This window comes from Polaribacter sp. (genome assembly GCF_039939415.1).
In the GTDB taxonomy this organism is placed as follows: domain Bacteria; phylum Bacteroidota; class Bacteroidia; order Flavobacteriales; family Flavobacteriaceae; genus Polaribacter.
In genome coordinates this window covers 62868-80586 of the sequence record NZ_JBDVJE010000007.1, presented here as the reverse complement: position 1 = coordinate 80586, position 17719 = coordinate 62868, and the positions used below count along the sequence as shown (strand labels likewise).

Below are 17719 nucleotides of genomic sequence, written 5' to 3'. Positions count from 1 at the left end.
AACTAAAAACCATCAACCAAAAACCATAATAGATGTCGAAAGAAGAAAACTTAGAATGTTCATTTTGCGGACGAAAAAAAGCAGAAACAGACTTGCTAATCGCAGGTATGGATGCACATATTTGCGATAAATGTATAGAGCAAGCACATGGTATTGTTCTAGAAGAAATATCAGAAGCAAAATCTAGCAATTTGTCTAAAGACCTAATGCTAAAAAAACCTATTGAAATTAAAAACTTTTTAGATCAATATATCATTGGTCAAGATGAAACTAAAAGAGCAATGGCTGTTGCTGTTTACAATCATTACAAACGACTTTTACAAGATAAAGACCAAGAAGATGATGTAGAAATAGAAAAATCTAATATTGTTTTAGTAGGTGAAACAGGAACAGGAAAAACATTGGTGGCACGTACAATTGCAAAAATGCTAAACGTACCTTTTTCTATTGTAGATGCAACTGTATTAACACAAGCAGGTTATGTAGGTGAAGATGTAGAAAGTATTTTAAGTAGGTTGTTACAAGCAGCAGATTACGATGTAGAAAAAGCAGAAAGAGGCATTGTTTTTATTGATGAAATAGATAAAATTGCACGCAAAGGAGATAATCCATCAATAACTAGAGATGTTTCTGGAGAAGGAGTACAACAAGCTTTATTAAAACTTTTAGAAGGTTCTGTAGTAAATGTTGCACCTAAAGGAGGAAGAAAACATCCAGAACAAAAATTTATAGAAGTAAACACCAAAGATATTTTATTTATTGCAGGAGGCGCATTTTCTGGAATCGATAGAATGATAAGTAAACGTTTAAATAGACAAGCAGTTGGTTTTGGCGCTTCTTTAGAAGAAGATCAAATAGATGAAGAAAATTTATTACAATACATTACACCAATAGATTTAAAATCTTTTGGGTTAATACCAGAGATTATTGGACGTTTACCTGTTTTAAGTTACATGAATCCATTAGATGCTAAAACGCTAAGAGCTATTTTAACAGAACCAAAAAACTCAATCATCAAACAATATGCTAAGTTGTTTGTAATGGATGATGTTGCTTTTACAATAGAAGAAGAAGCACTAAATTATATTGTAGAAAAAGCAGTAGAATATAAGTTAGGCGCAAGAGGATTACGTTCTTTATGCGAGGCAATTTTTACAGATGCCATGTTCGATTTACCAAGTTCAGACGAAAAAGAATTTAACGTAACTAAAGAATATGCAGAAGCAAAATTAACAAATACAACATTAAAGAAGTTAAAAGCCGCTTCATAATTTTTTATTGGCGTTTCCTTTCAGGTCAGGCTTTTCACTGTATCTTTTTTCCGAAAAAGAAAAAAGGATGCCGTTTCAATCCTTAACGCGTATTGCTAACTAAAAAAGGAAGTTTGTAAAATTTTCTTTTAGAATACAAAAAACTTCAAAGAAAGTTGTGCTGAAAATTTACTCAGTATCAAAATCTTTGAAGTTTTTCATTTTAGAATTATAAAAAACAAAAGTTCTAATTCTTATATTTGTTATCCCTTTCCAATAAATTTAATTAATGATATCAAGAAGTTCTATAGACCGTATTTTCGAATCTGCAAGAGTAGAAGAGGTTATTGGTGAATTTGTTCAGCTAAAAAAAGCAGGAAGTAACTTTAAAGGTTTAAGTCCGTTTACAGACGAAAAATCACCATCATTTATGGTGTCACCAGTAAAACAAATCTGGAAAGATTTCTCTACAGGAAAAGGAGGGAACTCAGTTTCTTTTTTAATGGAGCATGAACACTTTTCATACCCAGAAGCATTAAGGTGGTTAGCAAAAAAATATAATATAGAAATTGAAGAAACTGAGCAAACATCAGAAGAAAAAGCGCAGATGAATGAAAGAGAAAGTATGTTTATGGTATCTAATTTTGCCAAAGACTACTTTCATGATATTTTGCTAAACTCTAATAAAGGAAAAGCGATTGGTTTATCCTATTTTAAAGAACGTGGTTTTAGAGAAGAAACCATTAAAAAATTCGATTTAGGTTATTGTATAGATGAGTGGGATAATTTTACAAAAGCAGCTTTAAATAAAGGTTATGATTTAAAGTACTTAGCATCAACAGGCTTAACTATTGTAAAAGAAAACAAACAATTCGATCGTTTTAAAGGACGTGTAATGTTTCCTATACATTCTATGTCTGGCCGTATTTTAGGTTTTGGTGGTCGTATTTTAACTGCCGATAAAAAAGCTGCAAAATATTTAAATTCACCAGAAAGTGATATTTACCATAAGAGTAAAATTCTGTATGGAATTTATCAAGCTAAAAAAGAAATTGCAAAACAAGACAATTGTTTTTTGGTAGAAGGATATACAGATGTTATTTCATTTAATCAATCTGGTATAGAAAATGTTGTTGCATCTTCTGGTACAGCTTTAACATCAGATCAAATTAGATTGGTTAATAGATTAACAAAAAATATTACTGTTCTTTTTGATGGTGATGCAGCAGGAATTAGAGCTTCTATTCGTGGAATCGATTTGATTTTAGAGCAAGGAATGAATGTAAAAGTAGTTCAGTTTCCTGATGGAGAAGATCCAGATAGTTTTGCAAAAGCAAATTCTGATGCTGATTTAAAAGCATATTTAGAAAATTCGGCGCAAGATTTTATCAACTTTAAAGTTTCTCTTTTATTAAAAGATTCTAATAACGATCCTATAAAAAAAGCAGGAGTAATTAGAGATATTGTAACAAGTATTTCTAAAATTCCAGACGGTATTCAACGAGAAGTTTATGTACAAGAATGTTCTAGAATCATGGAAATTTCAGAGCGAGTATTGTTTAGCGAATTGGCTCAGTTATTAAAGAAAGAAATTCAGGATAAGAACAAAGTAAATAAGCAACAAAATAGATATCAACAGCAACAAAATCAACCAGCACAAGATCCAAATCAACCACCTCCAGAATATTTTATGGAAATGGAACAAGCGCAAATGGGTTTGGTTAAAGGCAGATCAGTTTCTACTCAAAAAATTGATCAACTATCAATTTTAGAAAGTGAGATAATTAAAATTTTACTTTTATATGGTAATGAACAAGTAGAATTTTTAGAAGAAGTAATAGATGTTGATGATGAGGGTAGAGAAAAAATAGGTGTTAGAAAATATGAAAACACAGTTTCTGCAGAAATATATGTGCATTTACATGAAGACGAAATAGAATTTTCTAATGTACTTTTTCAAGAAATTTATAATGAGATTATACATCAGTTAAATCAGTTAGAAAAATTAAATATTGATGATTTAATAAATCATAAAAACACAGATATTTCTTCTACAGTAACTTCTATTTTAATGGAAAAAGAAAACCCAAATAGACAGCTAAGTAATTGGGAAGGTCAAAATATTGAAGTAAAATCTGCAATAGAGGTTTTAGCTAAAGATGTTAACGATGTTGTTTATAATTTAAGAAGGGTTTTAATTGGTGAAAAAATTGATGAATTAATGAAAGAGGCTAGAGAAAATAAAGAAGCAATAATAGATTTAGAGGTTATAAAAAACTATACAAGCCTTAAAATGAGGCTTTTTGAAAAGTTAAATAGAGTTGTCTAATAGTATAAAATTGTAAATTCGGGTGTTTTCCCCTATAGGATAAAATACTATTTTATTTGTTTTTTTGTATATTGCACTCGCTTAAAGAAAAATCCTCAGTACTATGAAAAAAATTTTACAATTGTTAAAAATTTTACAACTGTTTTTATTATTACCATTTGAAATATCTAAAGGTTCTAAAAAAAGAGCTTATATGAGAATAAAAAAAATGATGGTTGCAGCAAATTTACTTTAGAAAATTAATTCCATAAAACAGAAAAGTCACATATTTATAATATGTGACTTTTTTGTTTTTTTTGTATCTAATAAATGTAAAGATAATTAGAAAATGAAAAGATTTATTGAATTGTTAAAAATTATATGCTTATTTATTTTATTACCATTCGAAATTATTTGGGGTTCTAAGAAAAAAGCTTCTGCAAGAATTAAAAATAAGATGATTTCAGCAAATTTTCTTTAAATAAAAAATCCTTAATTATCTTATTAAGGATTTTTATGTTTCTATTTCAAAATTTTTGGTATTTCACAAATAGGTATAGGCAACATTTTATGTTGATTAATTCTATTAAGTCTAGAGTATATTTTAAAAACTTCTAATTCTCTTCCAGTAAAATCATTTTCACTTTTTTCTTGATCTTGCATGTTCATAGCCCATTCTAATTCATCATAAGAAGCACCAATTTGATCTTCATCTGTTCTACTATCTCCAAATAATCCATCTGTAGGTTGTGCTACTTGTATAGAATTAGGAACGTTTAAAAAAGCAGCTAACTCATATACTTCAGATTTCATTAAGTCTGCAATCGGACTTAAATCTACACCTCCATCACCATATTTAGTGTAAAAACCAACTCCAAAATCCTCAACTTTATTTCCAGTTCCTGCCACCAAGAAACTATTAACACCTGCTAAATAATATAACGTAGTCATTCTTAACCTTGCTCTTGTATTTGCTAAAGACAAATCTACTTTCGCAGAAAATTCAGTTTCGGGAACCACGTTTTTAAAACCTTCGAATGTAGAAGTTAGGTCAACTCTAATATCAGAAACATTGTCAAATTTGTTTTTTAATTGAGATATATGCTCTTGAGCTCTTGTAACTTGACTTTCTGCTTGATGAATTGGCATTTCTACACATAAAGTAGGAAAACCTGTTTTTGCACACAATGTTGATGTTAAGGCAGAATCAATTCCACCAGAAACCCCAACTACAAAACCTTTTACTTTTGCATTTTCTGCATATTCTTTTAACCATTTTATAATGTATTCTGCAACATTTTGAGTATTCATTGATAAACTATTTTAGTATTTTTATCGTTTTATAATTCTAATAGCAAGATACAAAGTTTATGAGATTTGTTGTAATAGTTTTTTTAATTTTATTAAGTATTCTTTCTTGTAGTAAGAAAAATTCATACAAAGTAGATATTTCTAGCATTGATGTACATTTATTAATTAAACGTTATGAAGTAGATTTTTATAATGCATCAAAAGAAAAATTACAGGTTGTAAAAAATAAATACCCTTTTTTGTTTCCAAAATCATTTACAGATAGTATTGCTATTTCTAAAATTAACAATAATGATGAACAAGAATTATTTATAGAAAGCCAAAAAATATACAAAAATATTTCTTTTTTAGAAACTCAATTATTTTCTGTTTTTAAGCATATTAAATATTATAATGCAAAATTTAAAACCCCAAAAGTTGTTACAATTTTGTCTAATATAGATTATGAGAATAGAATTATTTATGCAGACAGTTTATTATTTATATCATTAGATTCTTATTTAGGAAAAGAGCACAAATATTATTCTGATTATCCAAAATATATAAAAGAGAACAATACACAAGAAAACATAATAGTTGATGTTGCAAACTCAATAATAGAAAAACAAATAAAACCAGTATCTAATAGACGTTTTATTGATAAAATAATTCATGAAGGGAAAAAAATGTTTTTATTAGATCTGTATCTTCCTGAAATTTCTGATAAACTAAAGATTGGTTATACTCAAGAAAAATTGCAATGGGCTATAGAAAATCAAGAAGATATATGGAAATATTTTATAGAAAGAAAGTTATTATTTAGTACAGAAACAAAACTTAATAAAAGGTTTATAGACAATGCACCCTTTTCTAAATTCTATTTAGAAAATGATAGACAATCTCCGGGTAAAATAGGTGTGTGGTTAGGATGGCAAATAGTGAGGTCTTTTATGCAAAATAATGATGTATCTTTGCAAGAATTAATTACTATTGATACAGAAGAATTATTTAAAAAATCAAAATATAAACCTAAAAAATAATGTCAGTAAAACATAATTCACAAATAACTTTTCATGTTGGTTTAGATGAAAATAAAGTTCCAGAAGAAATTTCTTGGACCGCAAAAGATGGAGGAATTAATAATGAAGAATCTAAATCAATTATGATTTCTGTTTGGGATCATAAGAAAAAAGATACTTTAAAAATGGATTTGTGGACTAAAGATATGCCAGTAGATGAAATGAAACAGTTTTATCATCAAACATTAGTTTCTATGGCAGATACATTTGAAAGAGCTACAGATGATCAGAAAATGAGTGCTACCATGCGTGATTTTTGTGATTATTTTGCAGAAAAATTAGAGTTAAAAAAATAAGAAGAATTTCTATATTAATACAAACGGCCTTCTAAATTATTTAGAAGGCCGTTTTGTTATGTAAAAATTTAATATTTTATAATTATACTAATAAGAAAGAGACTACCAAAGTAGTCTCTTTTTTAATTTATAAATAATATTTTAGGTTTTTATTCTATAGAACCTGTTGGTTTTATTTCTACCCTTCTATTTAATTGTCTTCCACCAGCATTACTGTTAGAGAACTTAGGTCTAGATTCTCCATAACCTTTAGATTCTAATCTGTCAGTAGCAATACCTTGTTTTACCATGTATTTTCTAACACTTGCTGCTCTTCTTTGAGAAAGATACAAGTTGTATCTATCACTATTTCTATCATCTGTATGACCCTCAATAACAAATTTAACATTTGGTACTTTTTTCATTAAGTTGATAATTTTATCTATCGTAGCAAAAGAGATTGTTTTAATTCTATCACTATTTGTATCAAAATAGATACTTGCTGCTAATAAGCCAATTTGTTGTGTAACATTACTATTATTTTGAGTAACGGCTTCTTGTTTAGGACAACCTCTGTTTTCAACTACTCCTGGAGTATTAGGACATAAGTCTTCACCATCCATAATTCCATCACCATCAGAGTCAACATTAAGTGGGCAACCTTCATTTGAGATAGGGCCATATTCTAAAGGACATTTATCTTTGTAATCAGGTAAACCATCTTTATCAGAGTCTACAGCTTTACCATTACCATATACCATTACACCTGCAGGAGTATTAGGTTCAATGTCTAATTGATCCATTACACCATCTTTATCTGTATCAACAATTTTAAAATTATTTCTACTACCACTATTTTCATCACCCCAAATTGTAAAGATTTTTTTCTTACCTAATTTTACAGAAACACCTATACTAGAAACAAAAAATGTTTCCCAATCTTGTTTGTTAGAAATAGCTGCATCTAAATGATCTTCGTAATTGAAATACATTCCTGTTCTAAATTCAAGGTCAACACGTTTACTTATTCTTCTTTTTAGACCAAATTGGGCAGATAGGTATATAGAACTAGCGTAACTTGCACTATTTCTAGTTGGGTTATCTCCAAAATCTACTAACACTCTATCATCAGTATTTTCAAGTCTCTCTAGTAATTTACTATTATAATTGTGATATCCAACGCCAAAATAACCCGCAGCATGCCATTTACTTGCTGTAGTTTGATATAGGTTTGTAAAACTAAATATTAGATTTAATTCGGCACCAAATGTATGACCTTCAAAATAAATATTGTCTTGTATTAATCCTGCATCATCACTGGTGTATAAAATATTATATCCAGAAGATGTAGAGAAGTATTGAGCACCACCAGACATTTGAGAGTAAAATAGTTTACCTTCTAAACCTAGTAAAGGGTTAAACATTTTGTCTACATTTATAAAAGCTCCAAAATTCAAGTAAACTTGGTCGTCTCCAGTACCTACAGAACGTAAATCTCCATGCATTATAAAGTTACTGAAACCACCTCCTATAGCCCAACTGTTGCTGTTTTCTAAGTCGATTCTATTTCCGTAAGTAATTTCGTCTGTTGTAAATTGACTAAAAGAATTTGCTACTAAGAAAGTACTAAAAAGAACAAATAAAAAAATTCTCCTCATTTTTATGTGATTTTGTTTTTGTTATTTTGGGGGGAACTAAATTATTTCAGCAAAAATATAATTTTTTTTTTAATAATGCTTAATTTTATTAATAATGTAATTGTAATCTTCAATATTTTTTACAAAATCCATTTCAGAGACATCTATTATTAAAGTGTTGAGTTTTTTTTCTGTGTTTATAAAATTTTTATACCCACTATGAATCCTTTTTAAATAAGAAGGTTCAATACCTTGTTCATAATCTCTGCCTCTTTTTTTTATGTTTAATAATAATCGATCTGTGTTTTGAAATAAATAGATATATAAATCTGGTTTTGTAATTTCTTTATACATTAAATCGAACATTTTTCGATACAAAAGATATTCTTCTTTTTGTAAAGTTACTTGTGCAAATATTAAAGATTTAAAAATATAATAATCAGAAACAATGAAGTTCTTAAATAAGTCGAATTGTGCTAAATCATCGGTAAGTTGTTGATATCGATCAGCTAAAAAACTCATCTCTAATGGAAATGCATACCTTTCTTTATCTTTATAAAATTTTGGAAGAAATGGATTCTCTGCAAAACGCTCTAAAACTGTCTTGGCATTAAATTCATTAGAAATCATATTTGCTAGTGATGTTTTACCAGCTCCAATATTACCTTCAATTGCTATATAGTTATATTTTTCTGATAGAGGAATTGGTCTTATTAATTTTTCTGAAGTTAGTGATACCTCAGAAGAATCATCACAATTTTTAAGGCAAGTAGAAATTTGTTTTTTTTCTATAGGATGAATATTACAAGGAGCAATTTCTGAAAGAGGAATCATCACAAATTTACGTTGTAACATTCTCGGATGTGGTACAATTAATTTTTTTGAAAATATAATTTCATCATCAATTAATAAAATATCAATATCAATATTTCTATTTTGGTAACCGTCCTTTAATGTTCGCTTTCTCCCTAATACATCTTCTATTTCTAACAAAGAGCTTATCAATTCTTCTGATTCTAAGTCAGTAGTAACTTTAATACAAATATTGAAGAAATCATTTCCTTCAAATCCCCAAGAAGGAGTTTGATATACAGAAGAGATTTTTTGAATATCACCAATTCTGTCTTCTATTAAATGAATGGCTTTTTGAAGGTTTTCAACCTTATTTCCTTGGTTAGTACCTAATGATAAATATGTATTGCGTTGGATTTTCATAAAGAGTTACAAAGAAAATAAAAGCATTTATATTATTGGGTTTTAAACAAAAAAAATCGCCAAAATATTTGGCGATTTTTAAAATTATAAAAATAAGAAATTAATCTTCTTTTTTCTCTTGTCTAGGTTTTCTGTCATCACGTCTGTTGTCACGTCCGCGATTATCTCTACCTCTATTGTCTCTTCCACGATTATTATCTCTTGGTGGTCTTTCAACAAAACCTTCTGGTTTTGGTAAAATTGCTTTTCTAGAAACTTTTTCTTTACGAGTTCTTGGGTCAATACCAAAGTATTTTACATCTAAAATATCTCCCATTTTAACAACGTCAGATACGTTATCTGTACGTTCCCAAGCTAATTCACTTACGTGTAATAAAACTTCGTTTCCTGGAGCTTCTGTATATTCTACAACCGCACCAAAATCTAACATTTTAATTACTTTTACTTCGTAAACAGAACCTTTTTCTGGTTTGAATAACATAGATTCGATCTTAGCTATTACTGCTTCAATTCCTTCAGGTTTTGTACCTAAAATTTCTATGATACCTTCTTCTGTAACTGGGTCTTCAGTAATTACAATAGTAGTTTCAGTTTCTTTTTGTAATTCCTGAATGTTTTTACCTCCAGGTCCAATAAACGCACCAATCAATTCATTAGGAATTCTTCTATTAATCATTTTAGGTGCATGATCTTTCACATCCTCATTAGGTGCTGTAATAGTATCAGTTAATTTACCTAAAATATGTAAACGACCATCTCTTGCTTGCTTTAATGCATTTACTAAAATTTCATAAGAAAGTCCTTTTACTTTAATATCCATTTGACAAGCAGTAATTCCTTCTGCAGTACCAGTCACTTTAAAATCCATATCACCTAAATGATCTTCATCACCTAAAATATCAGATAAAACTGCGTAACGATCTCCATCAGAAATTAATCCCATAGCAATACCAGAAACTGGTCTTGTCATTTGAACCCCTGCATCCATTAATGCCATTGTACCAGCACAAACAGTTGCCATTGAAGAAGAACCGTTAGATTCTAATACTTCAGAAACAACTCTTACAGTATAAGGGCAACTGTCAGGAATCATTCCTTTTAAGGCTCTTTGAGCTAAGTTACCATGACCAACTTCTCTACGTGAAGTTCCTCTTAAAGGACGAGCTTCACCTGTACAAAAAGGAGGGAAGTTATAATGTAAATAGAAATTTTCTTCACCTTCATAAGATGGCATGTCTATTTTCATAGCTTCTCTAGATGTTCCTAAAGTTACTGTAGCTAATGCTTGAGTTTCTCCACGTGTAAATATTGAAGAACCATGTGTAGAAGGTAAATAATCTACCTCACACCAAATTGGTCTAATTTCATCAGTCTTACGACCATCTAAACGTAAACCTTCAGCTAAAGTTAATTCTCTAACTGCATTTTTTTGAGATTTATTAAAATACTTTCCAACTAAATCACCATAATCTTCTAATTCTTCTTCAGAAAAAGTAGCTTTTAATGCCTCTTTTACTTCTGCAAAAGCATTAGTACGCTCTACTTTAGAAGTTCCTTTCTTAGCAATAGCATAACATTTGTCGTAACAAAAGTCATTTATTTTTGTTGCTAATTCTTCATCTTCTCTTTCTCCTTCGTATTCTCTTGTTTCTTTCTTTCCGAAAGCTTCTGCTAATTTTACTTGAGCAGCACATTGAATTTTAATAGACTCATGTGCAAACTTAATAGCATCTGCCATTTCTTCTTCAGAAATTTCATCCATTTCACCTTCAACCATCATTACAGAATCTGCAGAAGCTCCAATCATCATATCAATGTCAGATTCTGCTAATTGTGCTCTACTTGGGTTGATAACGAATTCGCCATTTACTCTTGCAACACGTGCTTCAGAAATAGGACATTCGAAAGGGAAATCTGATAATTGAATTGCTGCTGATGCTGCTAAACCTGCTAATGCATCTGGCATAACGTCTTCATCATGAGACATTAATTGGATCATTACTTGTACTTCTGAATGATAATCTTTTGGGAATAATGGACGTAAAACACGGTCTACTAAACGCATTGTTAATACTTCTCCATCACTTGGTCTTGCTTCTCTTTTAAAGAAACCTCCAGGATAACGACCTGCAGCTGCAAATTTTTCTCTATAATCTACTGTTAGAGGTAAAAAATCTACTGTTCCTGCATTGTAGCTAGATACTACTGTACATAACAACATTGCTTTACCCATTTGTACAACAACTGAACCGTGTGCTTGTTTTGCTAATTTACCGGTTTCTAATGAGATAGTTCTTCCATCTCCAAGGTCTATAACCTCTCTAAATACTTTTGGAATCATAAATTTTAATTCTAAATTTTTTAATTTGTGTTTTGTTGTGTTGTTGTCTGTTGTTGCAATGGAAATTCAAAAATGCTGTTACTATTTTTGATTTTTTTATATAAATTCTGTTTGTTAGTCAGAATTAAATACTTTTAATTTCTACTTTCGAAAGAAAGATAATTTATTGTCTTGTAGCTGGCTACGAGAATTTATCATAATAAAAAAGAGGCACGTTTATAGAGCCTCTTTTTTGTAAGAATTATTTTCTAATTCCTAATTCTTTAATAATTGCACGATATCTAGCAATATCAGTTTTCTTTAGATAATCTAATAAACTTCTACGCTTACCTACTAACATTACTAATGAACGCTCTGTGTTAAAATCTTTACGATTCTTTTTTAAGTGCTCAGTTAAGTGGTTAATTCTGTGTGTAAACAATGCAATTTGCCCTTCTGAAGAACCAGTGTCGTTTTTTCCTTTACCGTGTTTTTCGAAGATGCTTTCTTTAATTTCTTTTGTTAAATACATTCCAATATTATTTAAATGATTTTTATGTATATCAATGATGTTTTCATTGAAGCTGCAAATATATGATTATTTTTTTGAATTAAGACCTAACAAAAGTTGTTCTTTAAAGGTTTTAAATAAAAAATAAAAAAGCCAGTATTTGCTGGCTTTGTATTTATGATCTTACAGGTATATTTTGGATTAAATCTATATACAAGTTTACTTGTTTTTTTAAGTTTTTACGTTCGTAAATTGCATCTAAAAATCCATGTTCTAAAACAAATTCAGATTTTTGAAATCCTTCTGGTAAATCTTTACCAGTTGTATCTTTTACAACTCTAGGTCCTGCAAAAGCAATTAATGCATTTGGTTCTGCAATGTTAATATCACCTAACATAGCATATGAAGCTGTTGTACCACCAGTTGTTGGATCTGTACATAAAGAAATATAAGGTATTTTAACTTCTGCTAATTGTGCAAGTTTTGCAGATGTTTTTACTAATTGCATTAAAGAAAGAGATGCTTCCATCATTCTTGCACCTCCAGATTTAGAAATCATTAAAAAAGGAATTTTATGTTCTATAGAATAATTAATTGCTCTAGCAATTTTTTCTCCAACTACAGATCCCATAGAACCACCAATAAAAGCAAAATCCATAGCAGCAATTACTAAATCTTTACCTAAAGACTTACCAACAGCTGTTCTTACAGCATCATTTAACTTCGTTTTAGTTTGTGCAGCTTTTAATCTTTCTGGATATTTTTTTGTGTCTTCGAATTTTAATGGATCTTTAGAAGTTAATTTTGTATTTAATTCTTTAAACTTATTACCGTCAAAAAACAATTCAAAATACTCTTTACTTCCTATTCTTACATGGTAACCATCTTCTGGACTAACATATAAGTTTCTTTTTAATTCTTCTGTATCTATTACTTTTCCACTAGGTGTTTTGTACCATAAACCTTTTGGAGTGTCTTTTTTATCTTCTGTAGAAGTTTGTATTCCTTTATCCGTTCTTTTAAACCAAGCCATACTAGTTGTTTTGTTTTAGGTTGTTTCTAAATTTGAATATTAAAAATTTAGAATTACAAATGTAAAAGTTTTTTCTTTAAAGTTCACTTTTTGATATATAAAGTCAAAAAATAAGCACTTTGAGAAATCAAAGTGCTTATTTTTTATTTTAAAATGGTAGCTTTTATAAAGTGTCTACATTGTTTAAATCTGCAAATGCTTGTTTTAAACGTGTTTTAAAAGTTTCTTCACCTTCACGTAACCATTTTCTTGGGTCGTAATATTTTTTATTAGGTTGATCTGCTCCATCTGGATTACCAATTTGAGTAGCTAGGTAATCTGCTTTACCTTGCATATAGTCTCTAATTCCTTCAGTAAAAGCAAATTGTAAATCAGTATCTATATTCATTTTAATTACTCCATAACCAATTGATTCTTGTATTTCTTCTTGTGTAGAACCAGAACCTCCATGAAATACAAAATCGATATGATTTTCTTCTACACCATATTTTTTAGTAATAAATTCTTGCGAATTTTTTAAAATTTTTGGTGTTAATTTTACATTTCCTGGTTTGTATACACCATGTACGTTACCAAAAGCTGCTGCAATTGTAAATTGAGAAGAAACTTTTGACAACTCTTCATAGGCATATGCAACTTCTTCTGGTTGAGTATATAATTTAGATACATCAACATCAGAATTATCTACCCCATCTTCTTCTCCTCCAGTAATTCCTAACTCAATTTCTAAAGTCATACCCATTTTGCTCATTCTTGCTAAGTATGTTTTACATATTTCGATGTTTTCTTCAATTGGTTCTTCAGATAAATCTATCATATGAGAACTATAAAGAGGTTTACCTGTTTCTTTAAAGTATTTTTCTGAAGCGTCTAGTAACCCATCAATCCAAGGTAATAATTTTTTAGCACAGTGGTCTGTGTGTAAAATAACGGGTACACCATAAGCAATTGCTAATTCATGAATATGTTTTGCACCTGCAATACCACCAGCAATAGCTGCTTTTTGGCCTTCGTTAGATAACCCTTTTCCTGCTTGAAATTGAGCTCCTCCATTAGAAAATTGAATAATTACTGGTGCATTTAGGTCTCTAGCAGTTTCTAAAACTCCATTAATTGTATTTGATCCAACAACATTTACTGCAGGTAAAGCAAATCCTTTTTCTTTTGCAAAGTTAAAAATATCTTGAACTTCTGTTCCGGTTGCAACACCTGGTTTTATATTATGACTCATGTTTTGTTTATTTTAATCGTTAATTACTCATCAAAAGTACTAAAATACAACATTAAAAAGGAATAAAACAACGAAAACGTTATAGGTTTTACTGCCTTAAAAAGGGTAGTTAATACCAATATTATATACAGCATTTTTAAAGTTGTAGTTTTTAAGCCATTTGTTGTCAGTTAAATATGGTTCGTAGGTTTTAAAGCCAATATCAAATCTAAGAATTAAAAAACTAAAGTCTAATCTTGCACCAAAACCAGAGCCAATGGCAATATCTTTTAATGAAGAAAGGTTGCTAAATTTAGATTTTTCATCAACTAAACTAGACCCTGTAATATCCCAAATGTTACCAGCGTCTATAAAAAGAGCTCCTTTTAATTTACTAACAACATTAAACCTGTATTCTGCACTTGTAAGTAATTTTAAACTTCCTACATTAAATTCTAAACCTGTATTTCTTGTTCCTGGTCCAAGCTCATAAGTTTGCCACGCTCTAATGTCATTAGAACCACCAGCAAAATAACTTTTTGTAAAAGGAATATCTGAATTGTCGTAAGGAATAATTGCTCCTAAAAAAGTTCTAAAACCAAAAACTGAATTTAGACCAACATCCCAAAATTTTTTGTATTCTATATCTGTTTTAAAATATTGTGCTAGAGGTATATTCGCAAATGTTTTTTTGTTATTTGCATTTGTTTCTTTTGAGATAAAGCCTAAAACATTTCCAGAATTAGAAATTCTTATTTTAAAAAAAGAAAAATTATTATCATTAAATTTTGTTTGATTATTGTACGTAAATGAATAAGCTATAGTAGGAATTAAAAAATCTGATGTTACAATATTATATCTATTTAAGATATTTAATGCTGAATTATACTCATCTGGGTTAGTAGATTGGAAATTTGTTTTATTAGAGTTAACAGTATTCATAAAAGAGACGCTTGTACTTGCGTCGGATTTATCTAAATTTGTAGTTGTGTTATTAACTTCATCATAAACCTCTGCAACATCATCTAAATTAGAAAATTCTGAACTATAGATGTCAAAATAATTACCAATGTTTAAGTTTTGTATGTATTGTGTGTTAAAAATTTCTAATTGAATTGTTTTTTTACTATTAAACTGCCATTTATAGTCAGATAAAAAAGTAAATGTTTGTCTGTCTAAACCTATATTTTTTTGAAAACTAGAACCAATAGAAAATAAAGTTCGTGGAGACATTTCTTTAGGAACCAATTTACTTAATCCGAAAGGAGCTACAAATCTAGGGAACTCTAATGAGGCATCTGTACCAACCTCCCAACCTGGGCCAGTATTAGAAGTAAAATAAGATCCTAAAAAAGATAGCTTCAACAATTCTGCTCCTTTAAAAGCATTTCGATTTGTTATAGAAAATTTAGCAGAAGAACCAAGATTTCTGATGTTAGAATGAGTTATTTCTGTTTCTAAACCTAATGTGTATTTTTCTATTGGAGCTAAAAAAACATCCATATTAAGTTCATTCTCTTTACCTGGAATAGCACTAAATGAAATATTTGTAGATTTAAAATTTTTAAGAGATTTTAAGTGATTTCTGGTAAGGTTTCTTAATGTGTCTTTGTAGATTTTATTTGGTTTTAAAAAGATAGATTGTGATAAATATTTTGGATTGTATTTAACTTTATTAAAAGCTAAAAAATTAATTCCTTTATAGGTAATAGTATCTTTGTAGGTTTTTCCTTTTTTTGAGAAAGAATAATCTGTAATTACATTTACAGTAGTAATTTTTTGAACTTTAAAAGGTTTGTTTACATAATTTCCATCTTTTTCTTCTAATCTACTGCCCGAAATTAAAAAATCTACATTTGTTTTAAAATCTGTTCTAGTAGAGTCTACATAAAACCCTAGAGCAGATTCGTTAAAGTGGTAAATGCCACTATTTCTAAAAAGTTTTAAAATTCTACTGGCTTCATTTCTAAATGTTCTATCATTATATTGGTCTCCAGACTTTAATAGTGAAGAGGTAGCAGATTTTTTATAAATAGAATCTAGCACTTTAGATTCTATTTTAAATTTTATGGTATCTAATAGAGTTGGTTTTCCTTTGGTTATATGATATTCTACTGTAGCTTTTTTGTCATTATATCTATTAATAATAGAATTTACTTTAGATTTAAAATAACCTTGTGTTTTATAATAAGCCCATAAGTTATCTTCTGTTCTTTTTACTTTACTTGGGTTTATAATTTCTGGTCCTTTGTAATTTAAAAACCAATTATTTAAGCTAATAAATGAGTTAGCATACCCAATACTTTGTTTTTCTGAAAAAATATTTTTTATAAAATTATATGATTTCGGATTTTTTTCACCCCATTCAGATGGGGTTTTAGGTTTGTCATAGCTACCAATATTGTGTAAATACAAAGCAAAAGGTAAATCTAAAAATCTTGGATTTGGTTTTTGTAGTATGTATCTCTGTATATCACTACTCTTATTTCTAACACTATCTACAAAAATATAGTTCTGTGTAAGCATGTGTTTATTTTCAGCAACATGTTTTGTAGAATTACATGAAGCGAAAATGAGTATAAATAAAAAGAATAAAGAAAGTTTTTTCATTAATTTAGCAATGCTATCAAAATCAAAAATAGTATTTTTCGACGGTTTTATTTCTATTTACAATCAATTAATGAGTATTTGCCCAAAACCAATAGATTTTTGGTTTTTATACTTGTTCTTTTTACCTTTCTTTGCGTTAAAATTTTAAAACGTAACAAATGCTATGTTTGTAAATTTTGTCTTAATAAAGAAAAAAATAACTACCTCTAAAATTCTAAAAATCTATTAGTTTTGAGTATATCAAAAAATCAATTTAAATTAATAACAAGTTTATCTCAGAAAAAGTATAGGCTTAAGCATAAATTATTTATTGCAGAAGGTATAAAAGTTGTACAAGAATTATTGAATTCTTCACTTGAAGTGGAGGCTCTTTTTTGTACAAATGATTTTTCTTCTGATATTTCTAATAAAAAAATAATTAGAATTTCTGAAGCAGATTTAAAGAAGGTAAGTAGTTTAAAATCTCCTAATAAAGTTTTAGGGTTGTTTAAAATTCCTGAAGAAAAAATATTTAAAAACAAGGGTTTAATTGTTGCTTTAGACGCTATAAATGATCCAGGAAATTTAGGAACCATTATTCGTTTATGTGACTGGTTTGGTGTAGCAGAACTAATTTGTTCTAAAGATACTGTAGATTGTTATAATCAAAAAGTTGTGCAAGCAAGTATGGGATCTCTAGCAAGAGTACCTATTCATTATGTAGATTTAAAATCTTATTTAACTAACACAGAATTACCAACTTTTATTGCAGATATGAATGGTGAAAATGTGTACAGATCAGTTTTATCAAAAACAGGAATTCTTATCATGGGAAATGAAGCAAATGGAGTGTCTGACGTAATAAAAGAGTTGATCACTAATAAAATTTCTATTCCAAGATTTGGCATTACTCAAGAAACAGAAAGTTTAAATGTAGCTACAGCAACTGCCATTTTGTTAAGCGAGTTTAAGAGAAATGGGTAATTATTTTTTAATTAAACC

Annotated in this window: 14 protein-coding genes; 6 read left to right on the top strand and 8 right to left on the bottom strand. The window is 29.0% G+C overall.

Features of this window, described 5'->3' with window-relative positions; all coding sequences use genetic code 11:
* The first annotated feature begins 32 nt into the window (after positions 1-32).
* From clpX to ABJG40_RS01295, 3 genes are all read left to right on the top strand, one after another.
* Positions 33-1271 carry an ATP-dependent Clp protease ATP-binding subunit ClpX gene (clpX, locus tag ABJG40_RS01305; protein WP_348022772.1) on the top strand — a complete coding sequence of 413 codons (1239 nt, stop codon included), beginning with the start codon at positions 33-35 and terminating at the stop codon, positions 1269-1271.
* Between the two features lie 268 nt (positions 1272-1539).
* Entirely contained in the window at positions 1540-3579 is a 2040-nt protein-coding gene (gene dnaG / locus ABJG40_RS01300; RefSeq protein WP_348022771.1) for a DNA primase, read from the top strand.
* A gap of 103 nt (positions 3580-3682) precedes the next feature.
* Positions 3683-3814, top strand: a complete 132-nt coding sequence (locus ABJG40_RS01295; protein ID WP_348022770.1) for a hypothetical protein — start codon at positions 3683-3685, stop codon at positions 3812-3814.
* Positions 3815-4080: 266 nt separating this feature from the next.
* Here ABJG40_RS01295 and nadE read toward each other — a convergent pair whose 3' ends face one another.
* The gene (gene nadE, locus ABJG40_RS01290; protein WP_348022769.1) at positions 4081-4869 is read right to left on the bottom strand and encodes an NAD(+) synthase; all 789 of its coding nucleotides are present in this window, start codon (positions 4867-4869) and stop codon (positions 4081-4083) included.
* Positions 4870-4928: 59 nt separating this feature from the next.
* On the opposite strand from nadE, the gene gldB reads away from it, so the two are divergent.
* Both gldB and gldC read left to right on the top strand, forming a co-directional pair.
* On the top strand, positions 4929-5888 hold the full coding sequence (gldB, locus tag ABJG40_RS01285; protein ID WP_348022768.1) for a gliding motility lipoprotein GldB: 960 nt from the start codon (positions 4929-4931) through the stop codon (positions 5886-5888).
* The gene (gene gldC, locus ABJG40_RS01280) at positions 5888-6223 is read left to right on the top strand and encodes a gliding motility protein GldC (RefSeq protein ID WP_348022767.1); all 336 of its coding nucleotides are present in this window, start codon (positions 5888-5890) and stop codon (positions 6221-6223) included. The genes gldB and gldC overlap by 1 nt, the downstream gene beginning before the upstream one ends.
* Before the next feature lie 149 nt (positions 6224-6372).
* Here the strand turns inward: gldC and ABJG40_RS01275 are convergent, their stop codons facing one another.
* The 7 genes from ABJG40_RS01275 to ABJG40_RS01245 form a co-directional block, all read right to left on the bottom strand.
* Entirely contained in the window at positions 6373-7860 is a 1488-nt protein-coding gene (locus ABJG40_RS01275) for an OmpA family protein (RefSeq protein ID WP_348022766.1), read from the bottom strand.
* Positions 7861-7929: 69 nt separating this feature from the next.
* Positions 7930-9054, bottom strand: a complete 1125-nt coding sequence (gene folK, locus ABJG40_RS01270; protein ID WP_348022765.1) for a 2-amino-4-hydroxy-6-hydroxymethyldihydropteridine diphosphokinase — start codon at positions 9052-9054, stop codon at positions 7930-7932.
* A gap of 100 nt (positions 9055-9154) precedes the next feature.
* Positions 9155-11395 (bottom strand): polyribonucleotide nucleotidyltransferase, encoded by a 2241-nt coding sequence (locus tag ABJG40_RS01265; protein WP_348022764.1) that lies wholly within the window; start codon positions 11393-11395, stop codon positions 9155-9157.
* A 241-nt stretch (positions 11396-11636) separates the two neighbouring features.
* A complete protein-coding gene (gene rpsO / locus ABJG40_RS01260; RefSeq protein WP_348022763.1) occupies positions 11637-11906 on the bottom strand; it encodes a 30S ribosomal protein S15 in 270 nt (89 codons plus the stop codon).
* A gap of 154 nt (positions 11907-12060) precedes the next feature.
* Positions 12061-12918, bottom strand: coding sequence for an acetyl-CoA carboxylase, carboxyltransferase subunit beta (accD, locus tag ABJG40_RS01255; RefSeq protein WP_348022762.1), 858 nt, complete (start codon positions 12916-12918; stop codon positions 12061-12063).
* Positions 12919-13081: 163 nt separating this feature from the next.
* Positions 13082-14149 carry a class II fructose-bisphosphate aldolase gene (gene fbaA / locus ABJG40_RS01250; protein WP_348022761.1) on the bottom strand — a complete coding sequence of 356 codons (1068 nt, stop codon included), beginning with the start codon at positions 14147-14149 and terminating at the stop codon, positions 13082-13084.
* Between the two features lie 96 nt (positions 14150-14245).
* Positions 14246-16738, bottom strand: a complete 2493-nt coding sequence (locus ABJG40_RS01245) for a BamA/TamA family outer membrane protein (protein WP_348022760.1) — start codon at positions 16736-16738, stop codon at positions 14246-14248.
* 231 nt (positions 16739-16969) lie between these two features.
* Here ABJG40_RS01245 and ABJG40_RS01240 point away from each other — a divergent pair, with 231 nt between their 5' ends.
* On the top strand, positions 16970-17701 hold the full coding sequence (locus ABJG40_RS01240; protein ID WP_348022759.1) for an RNA methyltransferase: 732 nt from the start codon (positions 16970-16972) through the stop codon (positions 17699-17701).
* Positions 17702-17719: the final 18 nt, after the last annotated feature.

What these genes read in the sequence shown, in the direction of transcription:
- gldB (WP_348022768.1), top strand. Translation starts at nt 4,929, where the DNA reads ATGAGATTTGTTGTAATAGTTTTTTTAATTTTATTAAGTATTCTTTCT.
- nadE (WP_348022769.1), bottom strand. Translation starts at nt 4,869, where the DNA reads ATGAATACTCAAAATGTTGCAGAATACATTATAAAATGGTTAAAAGAA.
- clpX (WP_348022772.1), top strand. Translation starts at nt 33, where the DNA reads ATGTCGAAAGAAGAAAACTTAGAATGTTCATTTTGCGGACGAAAAAAA.
- gldC (WP_348022767.1), top strand. Translation starts at nt 5,888, where the DNA reads ATGTCAGTAAAACATAATTCACAAATAACTTTTCATGTTGGTTTAGAT.
- folK (WP_348022765.1), bottom strand. Translation starts at nt 9,054, where the DNA reads ATGAAAATCCAACGCAATACATATTTATCATTAGGTACTAACCAAGGA.
- ABJG40_RS01295 (WP_348022770.1), top strand. Translation starts at nt 3,683, where the DNA reads ATGAAAAAAATTTTACAATTGTTAAAAATTTTACAACTGTTTTTATTA.
- rpsO (WP_348022763.1), bottom strand. Translation starts at nt 11,906, where the DNA reads ATGTATTTAACAAAAGAAATTAAAGAAAGCATCTTCGAAAAACACGGT.
- fbaA (WP_348022761.1), bottom strand. Translation starts at nt 14,149, where the DNA reads ATGAGTCATAATATAAAACCAGGTGTTGCAACCGGAACAGAAGTTCAA.
- ABJG40_RS01245 (WP_348022760.1), bottom strand. Translation starts at nt 16,738, where the DNA reads ATGAAAAAACTTTCTTTATTCTTTTTATTTATACTCATTTTCGCTTCA.
- dnaG (WP_348022771.1), top strand. Translation starts at nt 1,540, where the DNA reads ATGATATCAAGAAGTTCTATAGACCGTATTTTCGAATCTGCAAGAGTA.
- ABJG40_RS01275 (WP_348022766.1), bottom strand. Translation starts at nt 7,860, where the DNA reads ATGAGGAGAATTTTTTTATTTGTTCTTTTTAGTACTTTCTTAGTAGCA.
- ABJG40_RS01265 (WP_348022764.1), bottom strand. Translation starts at nt 11,395, where the DNA reads ATGATTCCAAAAGTATTTAGAGAGGTTATAGACCTTGGAGATGGAAGA.
- accD (WP_348022762.1), bottom strand. Translation starts at nt 12,918, where the DNA reads ATGGCTTGGTTTAAAAGAACGGATAAAGGAATACAAACTTCTACAGAA.